Annotated in this window: 17 protein-coding genes; 4 read left to right on the forward strand and 13 right to left on the reverse strand. The window is 36.6% G+C overall.

Annotated features, from left to right (window positions below; all coding sequences use genetic code 11):
- Nucleotides 1–105: 105 nt before the first annotated feature.
- Genes BUR11_RS15880 through BUR11_RS15940 form a run of 13 tightly spaced genes read right to left on the reverse strand, consistent with a single transcriptional unit; the run spans nt 106 to nt 13265 of the window.
- A complete protein-coding gene (locus tag BUR11_RS15880) occupies nt 106–1254 on the reverse strand; it encodes a DUF4221 domain-containing protein (protein ID WP_074225948.1) in 1149 nt (382 codons plus the stop codon).
- Nucleotides 1247–2404, reverse strand: coding sequence for a DUF4221 family protein (locus BUR11_RS15885; protein WP_074225949.1), 1158 nt, complete (start codon nt 2402–2404; stop codon nt 1247–1249). The genes BUR11_RS15880 and BUR11_RS15885 overlap by 8 nt, the downstream gene beginning before the upstream one ends.
- A 51-nt stretch (nt 2405–2455) precedes the next feature.
- Nucleotides 2456–3586, reverse strand: coding sequence for a DUF4221 family protein (locus tag BUR11_RS15890; protein WP_074225950.1), 1131 nt, complete (start codon nt 3584–3586; stop codon nt 2456–2458).
- 15 nt (nt 3587–3601) lie between these two features.
- A complete protein-coding gene (locus tag BUR11_RS15895; protein WP_074225951.1) occupies nt 3602–4750 on the reverse strand; it encodes a DUF4221 family protein in 1149 nt (382 codons plus the stop codon).
- Nucleotides 4751–4758: 8 nt separating this feature from the next.
- A complete protein-coding gene (locus BUR11_RS15900; RefSeq protein WP_074225952.1) occupies nt 4759–5550 on the reverse strand; it encodes a DUF4221 family protein in 792 nt (263 codons plus the stop codon).
- Nucleotides 5550–5891 carry a DUF4221 family protein gene (locus BUR11_RS21370; protein ID WP_074225953.1) on the reverse strand — a complete coding sequence of 114 codons (342 nt, stop codon included), beginning with the start codon at nt 5889–5891 and terminating at the stop codon, nt 5550–5552. The genes BUR11_RS15900 and BUR11_RS21370 overlap by 1 nt, the downstream gene beginning before the upstream one ends.
- Before the next feature lie 8 nt (nt 5892–5899).
- The gene (locus BUR11_RS15910) at nt 5900–7036 is read right to left on the reverse strand and encodes a DUF4221 family protein (RefSeq protein WP_074225954.1); all 1137 of its coding nucleotides are present in this window, start codon (nt 7034–7036) and stop codon (nt 5900–5902) included.
- 5 nt (nt 7037–7041) lie between these two features.
- Nucleotides 7042–8190, reverse strand: coding sequence for a DUF4221 family protein (locus BUR11_RS15915; protein WP_074225955.1), 1149 nt, complete (start codon nt 8188–8190; stop codon nt 7042–7044).
- Nucleotides 8187–9323 carry a DUF4221 domain-containing protein gene (locus BUR11_RS15920; protein WP_074225956.1) on the reverse strand — a complete coding sequence of 379 codons (1137 nt, stop codon included), beginning with the start codon at nt 9321–9323 and terminating at the stop codon, nt 8187–8189. The genes BUR11_RS15915 and BUR11_RS15920 overlap by 4 nt, the downstream gene beginning before the upstream one ends.
- A gap of 4 nt (nt 9324–9327) precedes the next feature.
- Nucleotides 9328–10617 (reverse strand): DUF4221 family protein, encoded by a 1290-nt coding sequence (locus BUR11_RS15925; RefSeq protein ID WP_074225957.1) that lies wholly within the window; start codon nt 10615–10617, stop codon nt 9328–9330.
- Nucleotides 10618–10621: 4 nt separating this feature from the next.
- Nucleotides 10622–11740, reverse strand: coding sequence for a DUF4221 family protein (locus BUR11_RS15930; protein WP_074225958.1), 1119 nt, complete (start codon nt 11738–11740; stop codon nt 10622–10624).
- Nucleotides 11741–11744: 4 nt separating this feature from the next.
- Nucleotides 11745–12899 (reverse strand): DUF4221 family protein, encoded by a 1155-nt coding sequence (locus BUR11_RS15935; protein WP_074225959.1) that lies wholly within the window; start codon nt 12897–12899, stop codon nt 11745–11747.
- Between the two features lie 60 nt (nt 12900–12959).
- Nucleotides 12960–13265 (reverse strand): DUF4286 family protein, encoded by a 306-nt coding sequence (locus BUR11_RS15940; RefSeq protein ID WP_074225960.1) that lies wholly within the window; start codon nt 13263–13265, stop codon nt 12960–12962.
- 112 nt (nt 13266–13377) lie between these two features.
- On the opposite strand from BUR11_RS15940, the gene BUR11_RS15945 reads away from it, so the two are divergent.
- The 4 genes from BUR11_RS15945 (at nt 13378) to BUR11_RS15960 (ending at nt 16171) form a co-directional block, all read left to right on the forward strand.
- Nucleotides 13378–14046 carry a carotenoid biosynthesis protein gene (locus tag BUR11_RS15945; protein WP_074225961.1) on the forward strand — a complete coding sequence of 223 codons (669 nt, stop codon included), beginning with the start codon at nt 13378–13380 and terminating at the stop codon, nt 14044–14046.
- Between the two features lie 79 nt (nt 14047–14125).
- On the forward strand, nt 14126–14572 hold the full coding sequence (locus BUR11_RS15950; RefSeq protein WP_074225962.1) for a sterol desaturase family protein: 447 nt from the start codon (nt 14126–14128) through the stop codon (nt 14570–14572).
- Nucleotides 14569–15465 carry a MerR family transcriptional regulator gene (locus BUR11_RS15955; RefSeq protein ID WP_074225963.1) on the forward strand — a complete coding sequence of 299 codons (897 nt, stop codon included), beginning with the start codon at nt 14569–14571 and terminating at the stop codon, nt 15463–15465. Before BUR11_RS15950 ends, BUR11_RS15955 begins: the two co-directional genes overlap by 4 nt.
- A 193-nt stretch (nt 15466–15658) precedes the next feature.
- Entirely contained in the window at nt 15659–16171 is a 513-nt protein-coding gene (locus BUR11_RS15960; RefSeq protein ID WP_074225964.1) for an RNA polymerase sigma factor, read from the forward strand.
- Nucleotide 16172 lies beyond the last annotated feature (1 nt).

The following is a 16172-nucleotide window of genomic DNA, read 5'->3' on the forward strand; positions in this document are numbered from 1 at the left end:
TCTATTTGAATGTTCCCGCAGATTTCCGCTGAAAACAACGCAGATACTCGTAGAAATAGATCAGCCCCTTTATCCCCGAGGATCAGCAGGGAAGGTTAATCTCAATTAATCATATTCTAGATTCGGTTTCAGTCTCACAAAAGCCAATTCGTCATCGATATTGAGGAAATTATAGAGCATTCCGTCTTTGAAAAACCGATTACTTGAATTGCTAAGGTTTTTCAAAGTCTGCTCTTTTAGCATCGTATAATCTGCATCGAAAAATGTAACAACATCCTTTGTTACCACTGAATCTGAAATCATTCGATCCATGTCAGTACTAATCCTCCAAATGAGATTTTCTTCTTTTTGAAAGATCATGGGGCCGAATTTTACTTGCTTCCTCTTTTCTTTAGAAGCTTCAAAAAGTGCCTCTCTCGTGTCCACCTGTGTAGGAAAGTTTTTGATCCGCTCATTGCCCGTGAGAGTAGATTCAAATGTTTTATGGAGCAAACTATCCATTGTAAAGTCATAGATATAGACCTCATTCATAGCAGTATTTGTAAGAACCAATTCTCCATTAATAAACTTCATGTAAGAAGTTTCTCCAGTAGACATCATGGCATTTCCGTTCATTTCCAACATGATTCGGAATTCATCCAGCTTTGAAATAGCATCTGTTGGGACGAAATTCAACTCCATTTTTTCCAAATCAATCACTGCCAGTCCTTTGGCTGGTTTTCTGAAACTTTCATCCTCTAACTCGCCAACGTAGGTTTTACCATCTGTTGAGAATATTCCCATATAACTGACCACGTCTGTTTCATCAAATTCGTAACCGCTCAAGGTGTTTCTATCGAATTCGTATTTTTTTATCAATTCGCCTTTGGGGCTTATTTCTACTATTTTATTGAAATCAAAAAGCATCAGATTCCCATTACCGATTACTTGAAGTTTGGAAATAAATCCACCCCCAATTCCATTTGGCCCCTCTTTTTCAAGCTGAATGGTTTCTTTGAGTGCCAAAGCATCCATGTCTACTACTTCAAGTAAAAGAGATTCAGGATTAAGGTTATAAAGTAACTTTTCATCTTGGGTTAAGTCTGATATTCCCAAACCCCAGTTCAAGAAAAAGAAATGGTCTCCAGGGTCGACCATTACCGTGTCCATTTCATAAGTTAATTCCATCCCCATTCCTGAATTTTCATCAGATTTATCGGAGGAGGAACAACTAAACAAAGCAAAGGCTGCCAAAGTAAAATGGTACTTATTCATGAGATATAGTTGGTTTTAGACGTACAAATGCCACTTCATCCTCCATATTGAGAAAAGAATAGATCATGCCATTTTTTACAAATATTTTATAAGGCAATACAAAGTCATCTTGTAGCAATACTTCACCCAGCTGTTCAAATCGTGGATTAAAGGCAGTCAGGACAGTTTTGTAAATGGCCTGATCTCCTTGCATATGGTCAAAATCTTTAGAGAATCTCCAATACACCTGGTTTTTATCGTCATAAAGGAATTGATAATATTGGACGATTTTATCAGTCAATTTTCTTACTTCTTTGAATTCCTCTTCAGTTTCTGTTCTTTTTGGATAGTTCACTTCCACTTCAGGTTTTGTATATCGACTGACATAGGATAAGGATGTTAAAGAATCTGGTTTTAGATTGTAGAAATGTGCTTTATTCTCCGCCGTATTGGTATAAATCAAACTGTCATTTTGATATGTGAGGAATATACTGGCTCCAAAAGCAGAGATGGGTTGTTCTCCATTGTAATAAAATACAGTTTGGTATTTTTCTAATTTTTTGAAAATGTCAAGAGGCTTGTACTCAACTGTTTTGTTTTCTAAATCAAAAATTGCTAGACCATCTGGAGTGCTATCCAATACAGATTTACTTCCGTATAAAGCAATTAAGGTATTTCCATCCTTGGAGATAGTTTCATTTAATAAGATTCTTTTATCGTCTGGAAGTTTCTCACCTACAAAACTATGGTCTGCATACCGAAAGCCATTTAATTTGTTTCCCTCTTTATCAAATCGGGTAATCAGATAATTGTCGGAGTAAATCAAAGTACCATCCCCTGGGTCATAAATTTTGCTAATCATTCCAAACCCTAACCCATCAGGTCCTTCTTTCTGGTGTTGGATAGTTTTTATCAGTTTTAACTGATCTAAGTCGATGACCTGGAGGGTGAGGGCATCTCTGTTGAAATTGTACAGAAATTTTTCATCTTGGGATTCACCAGAGCTTGTCAATAGCCAATTGACATAGATAAATTCTTCTCCTGCATCTACCATCACCGTATCTAACTCATAGGTAATGCTTGCTTCAGAAGACCTGGTATTTGAATCGTTCCTATCTGAACAAGAAGAAAAAGCATAGGTTAGAGCTAGGATTAAAAAAAGTCGTTTCATGGTTATCGAAAATAAGAAATTCTTTAGTTGAAACTAAATGATTAACATGATTTAAAAGTTAATGGCATAGACTACGAAAGCAGGGTTTTCTCCTTGGACGGTAGGGATATAAATATTTCCATCCTTCATAAAACTCGAATAGGGCTGATTTTTCAATTCTTCCACTAACTTTTCCCCAGTTAGCTTCCAGTTTTTATCATAGGAGAATAGATAGACATCTGATCGCAGAAAACGTCCTTTATCGTCATATTGGGCATTCATACCTGCAAACCTGAAATAGGTTTCTTTTTCATCATCATAATATAATTGACCAAATGTGATCTGTTTAGAAAGGTTCCGTCTACCTTCTACTAGACTTTCACTTGATGTAACGGAATTGGTGATTTTTCCGCTCTTTTTTAGCGGTACGAGTTCGTGAGGAAAACTGATCAGTTTTAAGGAATCAGTTTTCCAGTCATAGGAGTAGATGTCTGAGGTGGATCCGCTATAAATGATAAATTGGTCATTTATGAATTGAATTCTTTGAAAATCGCCTGCTGCTGAGGCTCCATTCCCTTGCCTAAAGACTAGTTGAAAATTGTGGGTAAGGTCCAAAGCTGGCAGTGGGTGGATTTTGGCATTCATTTCTTCCGCATCAACTACCGCCATACCTTCCAATGGTTCCCCAAAGATACCGGCAAGGCCTACAATGGTAGATTTATCCGGACTAATGTGGATATTGTTGGATAAAGAATAAGGAGCATCATTGGGGATCCCGTTAAGGTTTTCAGGTATGATTTTGTAGCTATTGATGCTATGCCCAGGCAACGTGAAAACTCCTTGCTGAGCATAACCTCCAATAAAAATTTCTCTATTAGGTAATATTTGAAAGCTGTTAGGATATTTTGGAATCGCATCAGGTCCATCTTCTTGATACACAAAACGATTAAGCAATTTCATGTTATCTAGGTCAATTTCGTGAACTTCATTTTCCATATAAAAAAAGTATCCTATCGAACGATCAGAATTGAAGTCACTTATATAATATCCCCCGGGATTAAATAGCTCCTCTCCCACGTCCACTTGAATGGTATCAACCTGAATGCTTAGATTTTCTAACAGGTTGGAGGTAGATCGGCTCTCTTTTTCCTCACATGCCAAAAAGAGTGTCACCGCTAAAAGAAGTAAAATGAATTTGTTCATTTGGTAGAAATTGGTTTAAAAGTTAAAAGTAAATACCGCGAACCCTAGTTCATCTCCTACATTGACATAGGACCAGAGTTTGCCATCCTTGAAAAAGACATGCATCAGACCAAAATTGACCCCATCAAGTTTCTTTTCTCCTAATACATTGAAATCTTGATCATAGGCAAAAAGGTAATATTCATAGGAAAGGGGATCTTCTCGGGACGCTCCCCTAACTGTACTTTCTCCCAATCGAAAGTATAGCTGTCGAGTATCATCCCATTGCATTTCCAGAAAATTTACATTTTTAAAAATTTCATGTTGAATATTCTGAATTTGTGCTGGACTTGATGGGTTTTGAGGAATTTCTACTTTTATCTCATTCGGAACAGTATGGTGTTGTATGTCAATGTATTCTAATTGTTCGGTTGTAAGATCCAAGCTGTAAATTCCACTCCTGGCAGCTGTAGAAATAATTACCACTTTCGGAAGTAATGTGATAAAGCTTCCAACGAAATGAAAGGCAATGATTTCTCCTTGATCAGTCTCAAACATATAAGTACCTGAATATTCATCCACAATTTTCATTTTTGGAACTGGAAGTGTGATTGCAGATTGAGTTTTCGTGTTAATGATCACAAGAACATTATCACCTACATCTAAGAAACTAGGTTGTGAGTATAGTTTTTGGTTTTCAAAATCATAAACTGAACGAGAATAGAGTGCGTTGAAATTTGTGGCTAATGTGGAATCTATCCCTGAAGGTGTAAATCGTAGGTTTTCTAATTTTTCGGCATCTTGGTTGAAAATACCAGCGATAGAACTACTTATTAAAAATAGATTGTCTTTTGGACCCACTTTGAGGTGTGAAAGGTAACTTCCCACTCCATTAGGACCCTCCACTTCAAACCCTGTTTTTTTTAAAACTTTTAATTTGTCCAAATCCACTTCCACGAGCTGGAAAGGTTTATTTTCAAAGAAATATAGTCTGGACATATCATGAGATAGGCCATTAGGAAAAATTCCCTGGGAAAGATTAAGAATGTCTTCACCAGAGTCAATCATAACCGTGTCAATTGAAAAACGCAGATCTTCGAGAATATTTTCAGAAGTAGACTCTTCCTCCTTTGCAGAACAGGAAATCAAAATTGAAACTAAGAAAAGAATATTCAGTTGTTTCATATAGAATATTAAAAATCGAACGTAAACACCGCGAACCCTAGTTCATCTCTTACATTAACATAGGACCAGAGTTGGCCGTCTTTGAAGAAGTAACTTTCAGGAACTTGGTTGAAGTCGGGAATTAGGGCTTCTCCAATTAGTTCCATATTCTCGGAATAAGCGAGTAAGAAAACCTCGTAAGATATGGGTTCAATTTGTTGGTCACCCAAAACACCTTTGTATGCAAGCCGGTAAAATCTGGAAGTTTCATTGTCCCATATCAACTTTAGAAAGGAGACTTGACTCCTTATTTTCCTATACTCAGCATTGAATTCCTTTTCAGAATACACTTCATTGATGATTTCACCGGTTTTTTCGTTTGGAATTAATTGATGATTGAATTCAAAGTATTCCAACTCATTTGTGGTTGGGTCATAGCGATAAACTCCACTTCCAATGGTACAAGTGATGTATATTTTGTCATCAATGATAGAAAGGGAGTATTCCTCCATTTCAATAGATTTGGCATTTTCTGTATTAAAGAACACTCTAAAATTTCCTGCTTTTTCCATTTCAGGAAGCCGGATTAGGTTGCCCTTGTTGGTAGTAGAATTTATTATTGCCAATTCTCGAATTCCAGAAGTGTAATTTCCTGGTAGGGAATAAAGAATTCCGGAATTTGGATCAAAATGGATTTCATTCAAGAGAGTAAATTCATCGATCCTGTTTAATTCCTCAAAGTCATCGGTCACTATGCTTAAATTGGAAAGTAATTTTCCTTGTAGGTTGTGAATGGCAGTTTTTGAGACGCTGGGAATCATCAATTTTCGATCTGGTAAAAGTTGAAAGTATCCTCATTCCCGATTCCGTTTGGCCCATCCACTTCAAAAGGATATGATTCTAGGAGTTTCAATTGATCGAGGTCTATTTCTTGAAAAGAGATGCGTTCTCTATCAAAAATGAAAAGGGATTTTTTGTCTTCCGAAACATCGGAAAAATATAAACCTCTTGATAAATTGATGAACTCTTCCCCGGGATCTACGATCAAGGTGTCGATAGAATAAGTAAGGTTCCCAAGGGTATTCATTGAAGAGGCCTTTTTGTCTTTTTCTGAACATGAAAACAGAATGGTAATCAAAAAAAGGATAGTCACATGTTTCATTAAAGGATTTAGAAGTTAAAAGTGTAAACAGTGAATCCTGCTTCATCCCCTATTGGGGAATAGGAATAAAATGCTCCCTGGTAGAAATAGCCATTGTAAGGAATATTTTGGAATTCCTCAAGGAACTTTTCGCCTAGTAAATTCAGGTTTTCGTCATAGGCAAAAAGGTAACAATCAGCACTTCTTTTTACATCTTTGTTCGGCATCAAAAAATTTTTGGTTCCAAATCGGAAATACATCTTTCGGAAAGGATCCCAATAGAATTTCTGAAAAGTGATTTGCTTCCTGATCTGCCCAACAATTTCCATCTGTCTTTCTCTGGAATCTGCCTTATGGGGAAATTCACCGGTTTTGTTGTTTTCAACCAACTGATGATCAAAAGTGATCAGTTTTAGGCTATCTGGCTTGTAATCATAAGTATAGATATCTGCTGTTGAACCACTATGGATAATAAATCTATCGTTCACTAACTGTAGACTGAGATTATCTCCAAAAAATGAAGCTGAGTTTTCCTGTTGAAAAATCACTTGAAATCCGAATGTCAAATCCAAAGCCGGGAGTTTTCGTATTTCACCAGTTTTCTTTTTTATATCGATTATTCCTAGACCCTCAGCAGGCTCCCCAAAATTCATGGGAATAAAGAGAAACTTTGATTTGTCTGGACTTATGAAAAAATCATTTGGTGAGGAGAAAGGGCCCTCTGTTTTAAAATTTATGATTTCTTCCCAATCCAGCTCATATTGCTTTGTTTTTTGTCCATCTAATGAAAAAAGATTGGGACTGGCCTCATCGTGTAGAAATATTTCATTTCCATTAAGCATTTGGAAATTGTCTACCCAGCCTTTGATGCTTTCTGGGCCTTCCTTCTCAAATGGGTGTCTTTCCAGAAGCTTCATTTCTTCCAATGAGATCTCAAAAAATTCGAAATCTGGTTCATAAAAGGAAAATAATTTCGTGCCATCTGCACTTTGAGATTGTACATTTAACATATTGGGAACAAAAATCTCTTCCCCTGAATCTATTATTACCGTGTCCACTGAAACTTGGAGGTTATCGAGAAGATTTTTCTGTTCTTTATTTTTGGTTTCATTTCCGCCACAGGCAAAAAGAAGTACTAGAAGTGAAATCGGTAAGTGCTTTTTCAAGATTTTTAAAAATCAAAAGTGATTACTGAAAACCCCAACTCATCTTCCACATTAACATAGGACCAGAGTTGGCCGTCTTTGAAGAAGGGAAATTCGGGGAGCTCGTCCAAGTCTTCCAGTTCAGTTTCTCCCAACAAATCGAGTTCTTTATCAAAGACCATTAAATAAATAGTACTCTTTGAAGGTACACCTTCCACCCCACTTGGAATCAAAACGCCTCCAAATCTGAAAAAGTAATCTTTTTGCTCATCCCAAAGCAATTCTCCAAAGGTAATTTGAGAATGTATTTTTGTGATTTCATCTCGCCAAACTTCCCGCTCAGAGAATTCATTCCTAGATGGGGCATCAGTTTTCTCTTTTGGAGTTTGTATTAATTCATAAGAATGGAGTACCACCGAGTCATTTTTCGGATCTATTTGGTAGATTTCACTGGTGACTGAAGAAGTGAGATAGAACTTTTCGAAATATTCAGCAAGGAAAAAATCTTCGGCATAGACTTGCATCATAGAGCCATCGCTGAGGATTACTTTATAAGCTTGTGTTTTGTCCAGAGCTGGCAAAGGAAAAAGCCTTCCTTCTTTGCTTTCTCTGTTGATGATGGCCAATTCTACTGGCTGGTCTTCCTTATCAAAATCCGAACCGGGTACCGTATAGTACCAAGATAGGTCTTTGGTCACCTTTAGTCGGTTGTTTTGTAGGGTTTTATCTTTGATTCCAAGGATATCCTCCTCTTCCAAATTGATCGTCTCCAGTTTTATGCCTTTAAAATCAAAGATCGATGCAGTATTGAAACTCATTAAATAGAACTTTTCATCTGAAATGAGATCTAAATTCCATAGAAAACCTCCTACCCCATTTGGACCTTCCTTTTCATAAGGGATCTTTTGTTGCAGAGTTAGTTGATCGAGGTTTATGACCGATAGTTGGTTGTCACTTTCTGTAAACAAAAAGAGTTTTTTTCGATCTTCACTGATATCGGCAAGCCGAAGATGATTCGACAAATCTATGATTTCCTCTCCAGGGTCCACGACTACGGTATCGACTGTAAAAGTCAGGTTGTTGAGGATATTTCCTGAATTAGATTTTTCGGAACTTCCTTTTTCACTGCAGGCGGCTAAAAGAATTAGGCTTAGTAAGTAAAGTGCTTTTCTCATGGTCCGTAATTTGGTTTGACTCGAATAAATGCCATTTCATCATTTAGGTTGAGGTAGGAATACAGCATGCCATCCTTGAAAAATGATTGATAATAAGAGTAATCATATTCAACCTTTTCCTCATGCAATTGATTGAGATCAGAGTCAAAAATTGTCAGAACTGTTTTCATTGCAACAGAGTCTCCAATCATTCGATCCTTGTCATAACTGAATCTCCAAAATTTTTCATTCTGCTCATCATAGAGAAATTTACCAAACTGTACTTCTTTCGAATGCTTATTGAAACTGGCTTCTCGATCTTCTTTGCTGAAAGGTTCTTTTGTGGGATTTCCTTTTTTTGCATCTGCTGTGAGTTGAGAATGAAATACCTTGTGAATTAAAGTGTCATTTACCATGTCAAAGACAAATGCTTCATTATAAGCACTTGTGGATACAATTAGATTGTTTTTTGTCTTAGCTATATAAGATGATTCTCCTTTTTCAAAGCCATATTGATTTTGTATAATAAACTGTTTGAGGCTACTGAGTTCAGGAATTGGGATTTTACGGATCGTGGAATCAACTAAATCAACCAATGCTAGACCTTTGGTTTCTCCCAGCTTCATGCCATCACCTTCCTTGTAGATTGCATAAAGATGAGATCCATCATCATTAATGACGGGGTGGAATTCGAAAATTTCTCCTTCCTCCATCTCATCCCCTTTAAGATGATTTGGTCCGATTTTTATAGTTTTCATTTCGGTCCTCAGAGAGTCAAAAACTCTATATTCATTCCAACCTTCTATCACCAACTCATTCTGCTGAGTTATACAAATCCCAAAAACTGCTGGACCAATGCCTTTTGGACCTTCTTTTTCCATTGGTTCAATTTTGATCAATTCTAGCTTATCCAAGTCAATGATTTCCAGGTTTGGGGTAAATGAATTTAAGTTATATAAAAATTTCTTGTCAGGAGATAAATTAGAGGTAGCCAAGTAGATCTCCATAAAGTAAAATCTATCCTTAAAGTCTATTTGCATTGTGTCAATTTCAACAGAAAAAGAAAAAAGTTGAGGATTTACAGTCTTTACATTGTTTTCGCCTTCGCAGGAAGCACAAGCAATTAGTAAAAGAACAAGGATTTGTTTTCTCATGTATCTAAAAATCAAACGTGAATACTGCGAAACCCAGCTCATCTTCAACATTCACATAGGACCAGAGCTTTCCGTCTTTAAAGAAGGGATAAGAAGGTACTTTGACCAACTCATCGATCTTTGTTTCTCCTTTGAGATTGAGATTTTGATCATAGGCAAAGAGGTAAACATCCTTTTTTGTTTTAGGGCTATGGTCTTCGGTCTTTTCCATGATGGAACCAAACCGGAAATACATTTTTCGTTGATCATCATAGATGAAATTCAGATATGAAATCTGAAACAACAATGAATTACTTGCATCGATGACCTCTTGATTAGACGAAATTTTATTGGAAAATGGGGGTATTTGATCGTTGGGAACAAGCTCGTGTTGGGGCGATTTAAAAGTCAAGGAGCCACTGGATAAATCATACAGATAAACTTTACTCGTACCTTTAGAGTAAATCAGTGCTCGATTTTCTTCTATCTTCATTCCAAGATCAGCAAAATTAGAAACGTAATGGGTTATTCCTTCGGTATGGGAAAAATACAACTGGGTCAAAAATGCGAATTCCTCTAACTCCACGAGCTTTCCTTCCTCTTTTTCGGGATCAAATATTCCCAAATACACTTTTTCTTGGGTTACATTTTTATGTAAAAAGAAAATTCGTTTTCCATCTAAACTAAGTTGGAGACTTTCATATTTGGGAATCGTAGGAGCGTCTAATAGGTTAGAAAAATCCTTTTCTGAAAATTGGTAGGAAAACAATTTTTGGGTTTGAAAATTATAGATTCCGGTAAATTGGTAATCGGCAAAGCCTATTTTTTGGCCATTCATCAATTGGAACTTCCAAATTTTCGGGGGTACACTATTTGGGCCTTCTCTTTCAAATTGGTAGGAGTCCACCAGCTCTAGGCGATCCAAATCAAACTGATAGATTTTATTTGATTTGGTATTTAAAGCATAAAGAAATTTATTATCAGAGGATAAATCTGCGTTTGCTAATCCCCAAGGTAAATAAAGTAAGGTTTCGTTAGAATCAACTAGGATCGAATCGATGGTGAATGACAGGTTTTCTAACAAATTGGAATAGGAAGGAGATAATTCATCGATTACTACTAACTCTGGTTCTTTTGGAGGTTCCTCTTTTGCTAGTTCAATAGAAATGATGGAGTCGACTGGCTCTGGATCGGGTAAAATTGAGGCAGCTTTTGAAATGAGATTAGCTTGCTTAGGTCCTTTTACCTTGGTTTCTTCCTTCTGAGAACAAGAAAAAATAATCATGAGAAATATAGGAATGATTGCTTTTCTCATGGGGTCAATAGTCAAATGTGAAGATTATAAAACCTAGTTCGTCATCTACATTTACAAAAGACCAAAGTTTCCCGTCTTTGAAGAATTTTAACCCAAAATAATCAATCGGGAAATTTTCCTCATGCAATTGGTTTAGGTCTTGATCAAAAATGGTAAGGATCTGCTTATGGACCGTTGAATCTCCGATTTTTCGATCGAGTTCTCTGGAAAATCTAAAGAACTTTTGATTCTGTTCATCAAAATAGAAATTGCTAAAATCAACTTCCTCATTCATTTGGGTGAAAACTTCACGCATTTGCTCCGGAGCATCCAAGGTGGTTCTGCCCGGAACTTTTTTAGTATCAGCAGTAAGTTCGGAATGGTAAGTTTTATGGATGACAGAATCGGATTCTAGATCCAGAAGATAGACTTCATTAAAATTATGGGAGGAAACCAATACCTGACTTTCCATAGGATAAACGTCAACTTGCTCAAATGAACGGGATTGTAATTTTCCATCTATATAAAGACTGGCTATATAGTTTTGGGTCCTTTGCCATAGGTCAAAAGGAAATTTTTTGAGGGACAAATCCTCAAGCGTAATCATCGCCATTCCCGTTTTGGGCTCTTCCCCGTTTTCTGGTCCATAGGGGGCGAATACCTGATTTCCATTATTTGAAATAAAAAACTCTTCTCCCAAGGCTTCGTTTTCTTCCAGCCCTTCTGGCTTTTCTGTTCTAAATCGATATAGCTTACGCTCCTGCAAGGTTGGGTCGAACTCCCGAAAGTCTGTAAAGCCCACAAAGAAAAATTTACCATCCTCACTGATCTTTAAGGCTCGGGGAAAGCCAGTTCCCAATGGGCCTTCTAGATCCATTGGTTTTTGATCTACTAATTTCATTTGTTCCAGATCAATGACTTCAAGTCGAGGTACATCTGGATTAAAATTATAAAGCTGTTTTTTATCTGGACTTAATGCCCCAAGTCCTAATCCCCTTCTTAGATAAATAAAATCTTCACCCGAGTCGACCAAAACAGTATCTATACGGTATGAAAAATTAAATTCCTCCTGCGCTGTTTCATCCCTTGACTTGGTACAGGATATACAAATTGCCAGTAAAAAAATAAGATTAAGTCTCTTCATGGGTTTAAAAATTAAAAGTGAATACAGCAAAGCCCAGTTCATCACGCACATTCACATAGGACCAGAGTTGGCCATCTTTCCAGAAGTAGGAACTGGGTATCTTTTCCAGGTTTTCTAAATGAGTTTCACCTACGACATGAAAGTCTTTGTCGTAAGCAAAGAGATAGACTTCATAGGTGCTTGGGTCTCCTCTGTTTTCTCCTAAAAAAGTCCTTTTGCCGAAGCGGAGATATAGTTGTCTAGTTTCATCCCATTTTAAATCCATGAAATTTATTTGCTCCGCAATTTTTCTTTGTTCATCTCTAAAAATGGCTTCATCGGGAGAATCATTGATAACGGTTATATTCCATTCATTGGGCACGATCTTGTGTTTGATATCTACAAACTCTATACTATCAGCACCAAGTTTTAATTTGTAAAATCCACTCATCGATCCTCCCGAGATAAGCAATTGACCATTTTGCATATCCATGTAATCTGAAGGACCATAATACATCATGTTAGTACCTTCAGCAGTCTTCTGGGTTAAAGTGATATAATAATCACTGACACTTTTCATTTTAGGAATGGAGTAGGTTTTCATGGATTTGCTAGAGGGATCAATGACCCAGAGTTCATTGATTTTAGCGATTTCACTATATGGTTGGGTGTATAATTTTTTGCTTTGGAAATCATAAATAGCACTTCCATATAGCTTCATAAAGTCATTGGTATAGTCAGGGTCTAACCCATCAGGAAAAATCTTTAAATCTTGATTCAATTCTCCATTGGTATTGAATATACCTTGGGCGTTAAAACCTTTTAAAAAAATTTGCTGAGATGGACCTGTTTCAAGCTCGCCAATAAAAGAGCCCACACTATTTGGTCCCTCACTATCAAATTCATTCTTTTCGAGCACTTTTAGCCCATCTAAATCAACAGTGATTAGGTTAAGGGGCTTGTTTTCGAAAAATAAGAGCTGTTTTTTATCTTTTGTCAGATCAAAGGCCCCCAATCCAAAACCAAGATTGATAAAGTCTTCTCCAGGGTCTATCACCACGGTATCCACTGAAAAAGTCAGGTTTTCCAGAATATTTCCTTCTTCAGGACTGCCAGCGTCCTTGCTTTTGTTACATGAAAAAAATAGACATAGACAAAAGTATAACGAGTATTTTCTCATTCTTTAAAAGTTAAGAATGGAAAATACAGAAAAATCTGAATAAAATTTAGTTAAGATTTCTTAATGTACTGATTCCATGAGTGATCGGAAGGCGAGTGCCTTTTCCCCATACCTTGCCTGCGTTTCGTAGCGAAGCGCATGCGCAAACCGCCCTTCGTATTCGATCAGTTTTTTTGTGTTTTCAGCAAAAAACTGAACACTGTAATTGGTTACATGATCATCAGGGCTGTTTAGTAACCTGAAAAATTTATGTTCTATAAATAGGCCAGTAGCAAAAATATCAGGGATATGAGTTTCTTTCATCCAATTGACAAAATCCTCTTCTATCTCATTGTTAACAGTGAAAGTAATGTTGTAAAGTATCATATCGGAAGATTTTAACTGGAATTTTGTTTTTTTGTAAACAGATTGAATGCTTCAAAGTTAGGTATCTCAAAGCAAAAAACCGGAATTACCCCCTTCTAAAGCTCCCAGAATTATGCATAAAATAGCCAAGGCACCTCCAAAGGCTCAGGAAAAGCAATTGTTGATCGTTAAACTAGTGGTAGTAGCTTTGTATGGAGTTGGGATCATAGGCATGTCAATTCCGGAATATAGACCCCTATTCCAATCCTTGACTCCAGCACAATTGTTAATCACGTTGGGACTGGTCTTATTTTTTCATAGAGGTTGGACGGATTCATTTCCTATCGTAGCAGCTCTTGCGTTTTGGATTGGCTTTGGATCAGAATTGATCGGGATCCATACCGGATATTTATATGGTGACTATGTGTATGGAGATACCTTGGGTCCCAAGTTGTGGGATGTCCCATTGGTGATTGGGGTCAACTGGTTTATTCTGGTTTACTTGACAGGGGCGGTGTTTTCAAAAAGTATTTCCAATGATTATTATGCTGCATTGATGGGAGCGGTAGCCATGACTGCCTTTGATTATATTATGGAGCCTGTAGCCATGGCAGTGGACATGTGGTACTGGAAGTTTGATATAATTCCTATCGAAAACTATTTGGGATGGTTTGGAGTTTCTTTTTTAATTCACCTGATTTACAGGAAGGCAAATTTTGAAAAGGCTAACCCCTTGGCAGCCTTTTTGTTAATCGTAATGGTACTGTTTTTCTCGATACTCAATTTCACGTTGAAATTATAGTATCTCTTACCAGGGAAAGTTATTTACCAAATTCATAAAAGTTTTATAACAAAACAGAAGTATTTAAGTTTTCTACTAAATGATGGAAGCCATAGTTTTTACATTAGTTGGTTTTGGTCTGATGGAATTGTCTGGTTGGGCAATTCATAAGTATTTAATGCATGGGCCTTTATGGATGATTCATAAAACCCATCATCAACCAAGTAAGTATGCATTTGAACTAAATGATTTATTTTCAGTTCTATTTGGCAGCATTGCCATAGTTTTAATAATAGTGGGTTTGAAAGAATTCGATTATCGATTCTGGATGGGTGTAGGGATAAGCCTTTATGGATTTTTATATTTTATTTTACATGATGTATTGATCCATAGAAGGGTTAAATGGTTTCAAAAACCAAAGAGTAAGTTTTTAAAAGCAATATTTAGAGCACATCAAGCACATCATCGTACAAATAAGAAAGATGATGCAGTTTCGTTTGGTTTGTTTTTGGTACCCAAGGAATATTATAAAGAGGAGGAAAAGTGAGCAGTTATTCAATCAAGGACTTAGAGCAGTTATCTGGTATCAAGGCACATACCCTAAGAATTTGGGAGCAGCGCTACAATTTGTTGAACCCAAAGCGGACGGATACCAATATTCGCTATTACGATGATGGCGATTTAAAATTGATTTTGAATGTCGCGTTACTAAACGACAATGGATTTAAAATCAGCAAAATTGCTTCCATGAGTCTTTCAGAAATGAAGGAGGAAGTAATCCGTTTGACAGATAGATCTTTGACTCATGATGATCAAGTGCATGCATTGACTATTTGCATGATCGAAATGGATGAAGATCGTTTTGATAAGGTGCTGACGACTAACATTATCAAAATTGGGTTTGAGCAGACCATGCTCAATATCATCTATCCTTTTTTATCAAAAATCGGTTTGTTGTGGCAAACAGGAGCAATTAATCCTGCCCAGGAACATTTTATTTCCAATTTGGTCCGGCAAAAATTGATTGTGGCGATAGATGGTCAAATACCAAGTATCTCAGGGAAAAAGTTTTTGCTTTTCCTTCCTGAAGGAGAATTACATGAAATATCGATTTTGTTTGCCTCCTATTTAATCAAAAGTAAAGGTCATAAAGTAATCTATTTGGGACAAAGTACTCCGAAAAGAGACTTAGATGCGGTTTATGATTTAGTGGAACCTGATTATATCCTAACGGTCATGACATCCTGTCCTCCAGATGATTCTCCACAAGAGTATGTAGATTACCTGTCAACCAGATTTTCCAAATCTCAGATTTTCGTTTCCGGCTACCAGGTTGTAGGTCAGGATTTGCAATTTGGTCCAAATGTGAAGCAATTCAGCTATATCCGAGAAATTAAGGACGTGCTAGAAGAGATTGGACAAGGCATTTTAGAAAAATAGTTTAATGATAGAGTAAAATGGTTAAACAAAGCATTTCTTCGGGAATGCTTTTTTTATGGCCAAAACCCCCCATTTGACCATTATATTCTACCGTTTATGTCATAATGTTTAACAAAAAATAAAAAATATTAAACAAAAGGTTGTTATTTTGTTTAATGAATAGTAAGTTTGATTAAACAAAAACTCATAAGCCATGACGACTCTAGAATTTAGCTACTCTTTGAATAATCTTTCCAGTTCATTGAAGCCTTTTGCAATGAAGTTGACTCGAGATTTGGATGATGCCAATGACTTGATGCAAGATACGATGGTCAAAGCCTTTACGAATAGAGATAAATTTACGGAAGGGACAAATTTGAAAGCATGGCTTTATACCATCATGAAAAATACGTTTATCACGAATTATCAAAAGATGGTGAGAAGAGGTACTTTTGTTGACACCACAGATAATTTACATTACATCAATTCCAGCGATATCAAAATCGAAAATGGAGTATTTGGAAATTTGGCAATGGATGATATTTATGAGTCTATTGATAAATTAGATGATGTATTCAAAACGCCATTTTTGATGCACTACAGAGGCTTTAAATACCATGAAATTGCTGAAAAATTACAGATTCCAATAGGAACTGTTAAGAATAGAATTCATATTGCTAGAAAGCAGTTGAAGGAAGATTTAATGGTGTACAAGCATAAAAATTGAT

It is taken from the genome of Algoriphagus halophilus (genome assembly GCF_900129785.1).
Lineage (GTDB): Bacteria > Bacteroidota > Bacteroidia > Cytophagales > Cyclobacteriaceae > Algoriphagus > Algoriphagus halophilus.

Bases quoted from the DNA above. Each gene is read 5' to 3' on its own strand.
- BUR11_RS15880 (WP_074225948.1), bottom strand. From the start codon at position 1,254: ATGAATAAGTACCATTTTACTTTGGCAGCCTTTGCTTTGTTTAGTTGT.
- BUR11_RS15885 (WP_074225949.1), bottom strand. From the start codon at position 2,404: ATGAAACGACTTTTTTTAATCCTAGCTCTAACCTATGCTTTTTCTTCT.
- BUR11_RS15890 (WP_074225950.1), bottom strand. From the start codon at position 3,586: ATGAACAAATTCATTTTACTTCTTTTAGCGGTGACACTCTTTTTGGCA.
- BUR11_RS15895 (WP_074225951.1), bottom strand. From the start codon at position 4,750: ATGAAACAACTGAATATTCTTTTCTTAGTTTCAATTTTGATTTCCTGT.
- BUR11_RS15900 (WP_074225952.1), bottom strand. From the start codon at position 5,550: ATGATTCCCAGCGTCTCAAAAACTGCCATTCACAACCTACAAGGAAAA.
- BUR11_RS21370 (WP_074225953.1), bottom strand. From the start codon at position 5,891: ATGAAACATGTGACTATCCTTTTTTTGATTACCATTCTGTTTTCATGT.
- BUR11_RS15915 (WP_074225955.1), bottom strand. From the start codon at position 8,190: ATGAGAAAAGCACTTTACTTACTAAGCCTAATTCTTTTAGCCGCCTGC.
- BUR11_RS15920 (WP_074225956.1), bottom strand. From the start codon at position 9,323: ATGAGAAAACAAATCCTTGTTCTTTTACTAATTGCTTGTGCTTCCTGC.
- BUR11_RS15925 (WP_074225957.1), bottom strand. From the start codon at position 10,617: ATGAGAAAAGCAATCATTCCTATATTTCTCATGATTATTTTTTCTTGT.
- BUR11_RS15930 (WP_074225958.1), bottom strand. From the start codon at position 11,740: ATGAAGAGACTTAATCTTATTTTTTTACTGGCAATTTGTATATCCTGT.
- BUR11_RS15935 (WP_074225959.1), bottom strand. From the start codon at position 12,899: ATGAGAAAATACTCGTTATACTTTTGTCTATGTCTATTTTTTTCATGT.
- BUR11_RS15940 (WP_074225960.1), bottom strand. From the start codon at position 13,265: ATGATACTTTACAACATTACTTTCACTGTTAACAATGAGATAGAAGAG.
- BUR11_RS15945 (WP_074225961.1), top strand. From the start codon at position 13,378: ATGCATAAAATAGCCAAGGCACCTCCAAAGGCTCAGGAAAAGCAATTG.
- BUR11_RS15950 (WP_074225962.1), top strand. From the start codon at position 14,126: ATGATGGAAGCCATAGTTTTTACATTAGTTGGTTTTGGTCTGATGGAA.
- BUR11_RS15960 (WP_074225964.1), top strand. From the start codon at position 15,659: ATGACGACTCTAGAATTTAGCTACTCTTTGAATAATCTTTCCAGTTCA.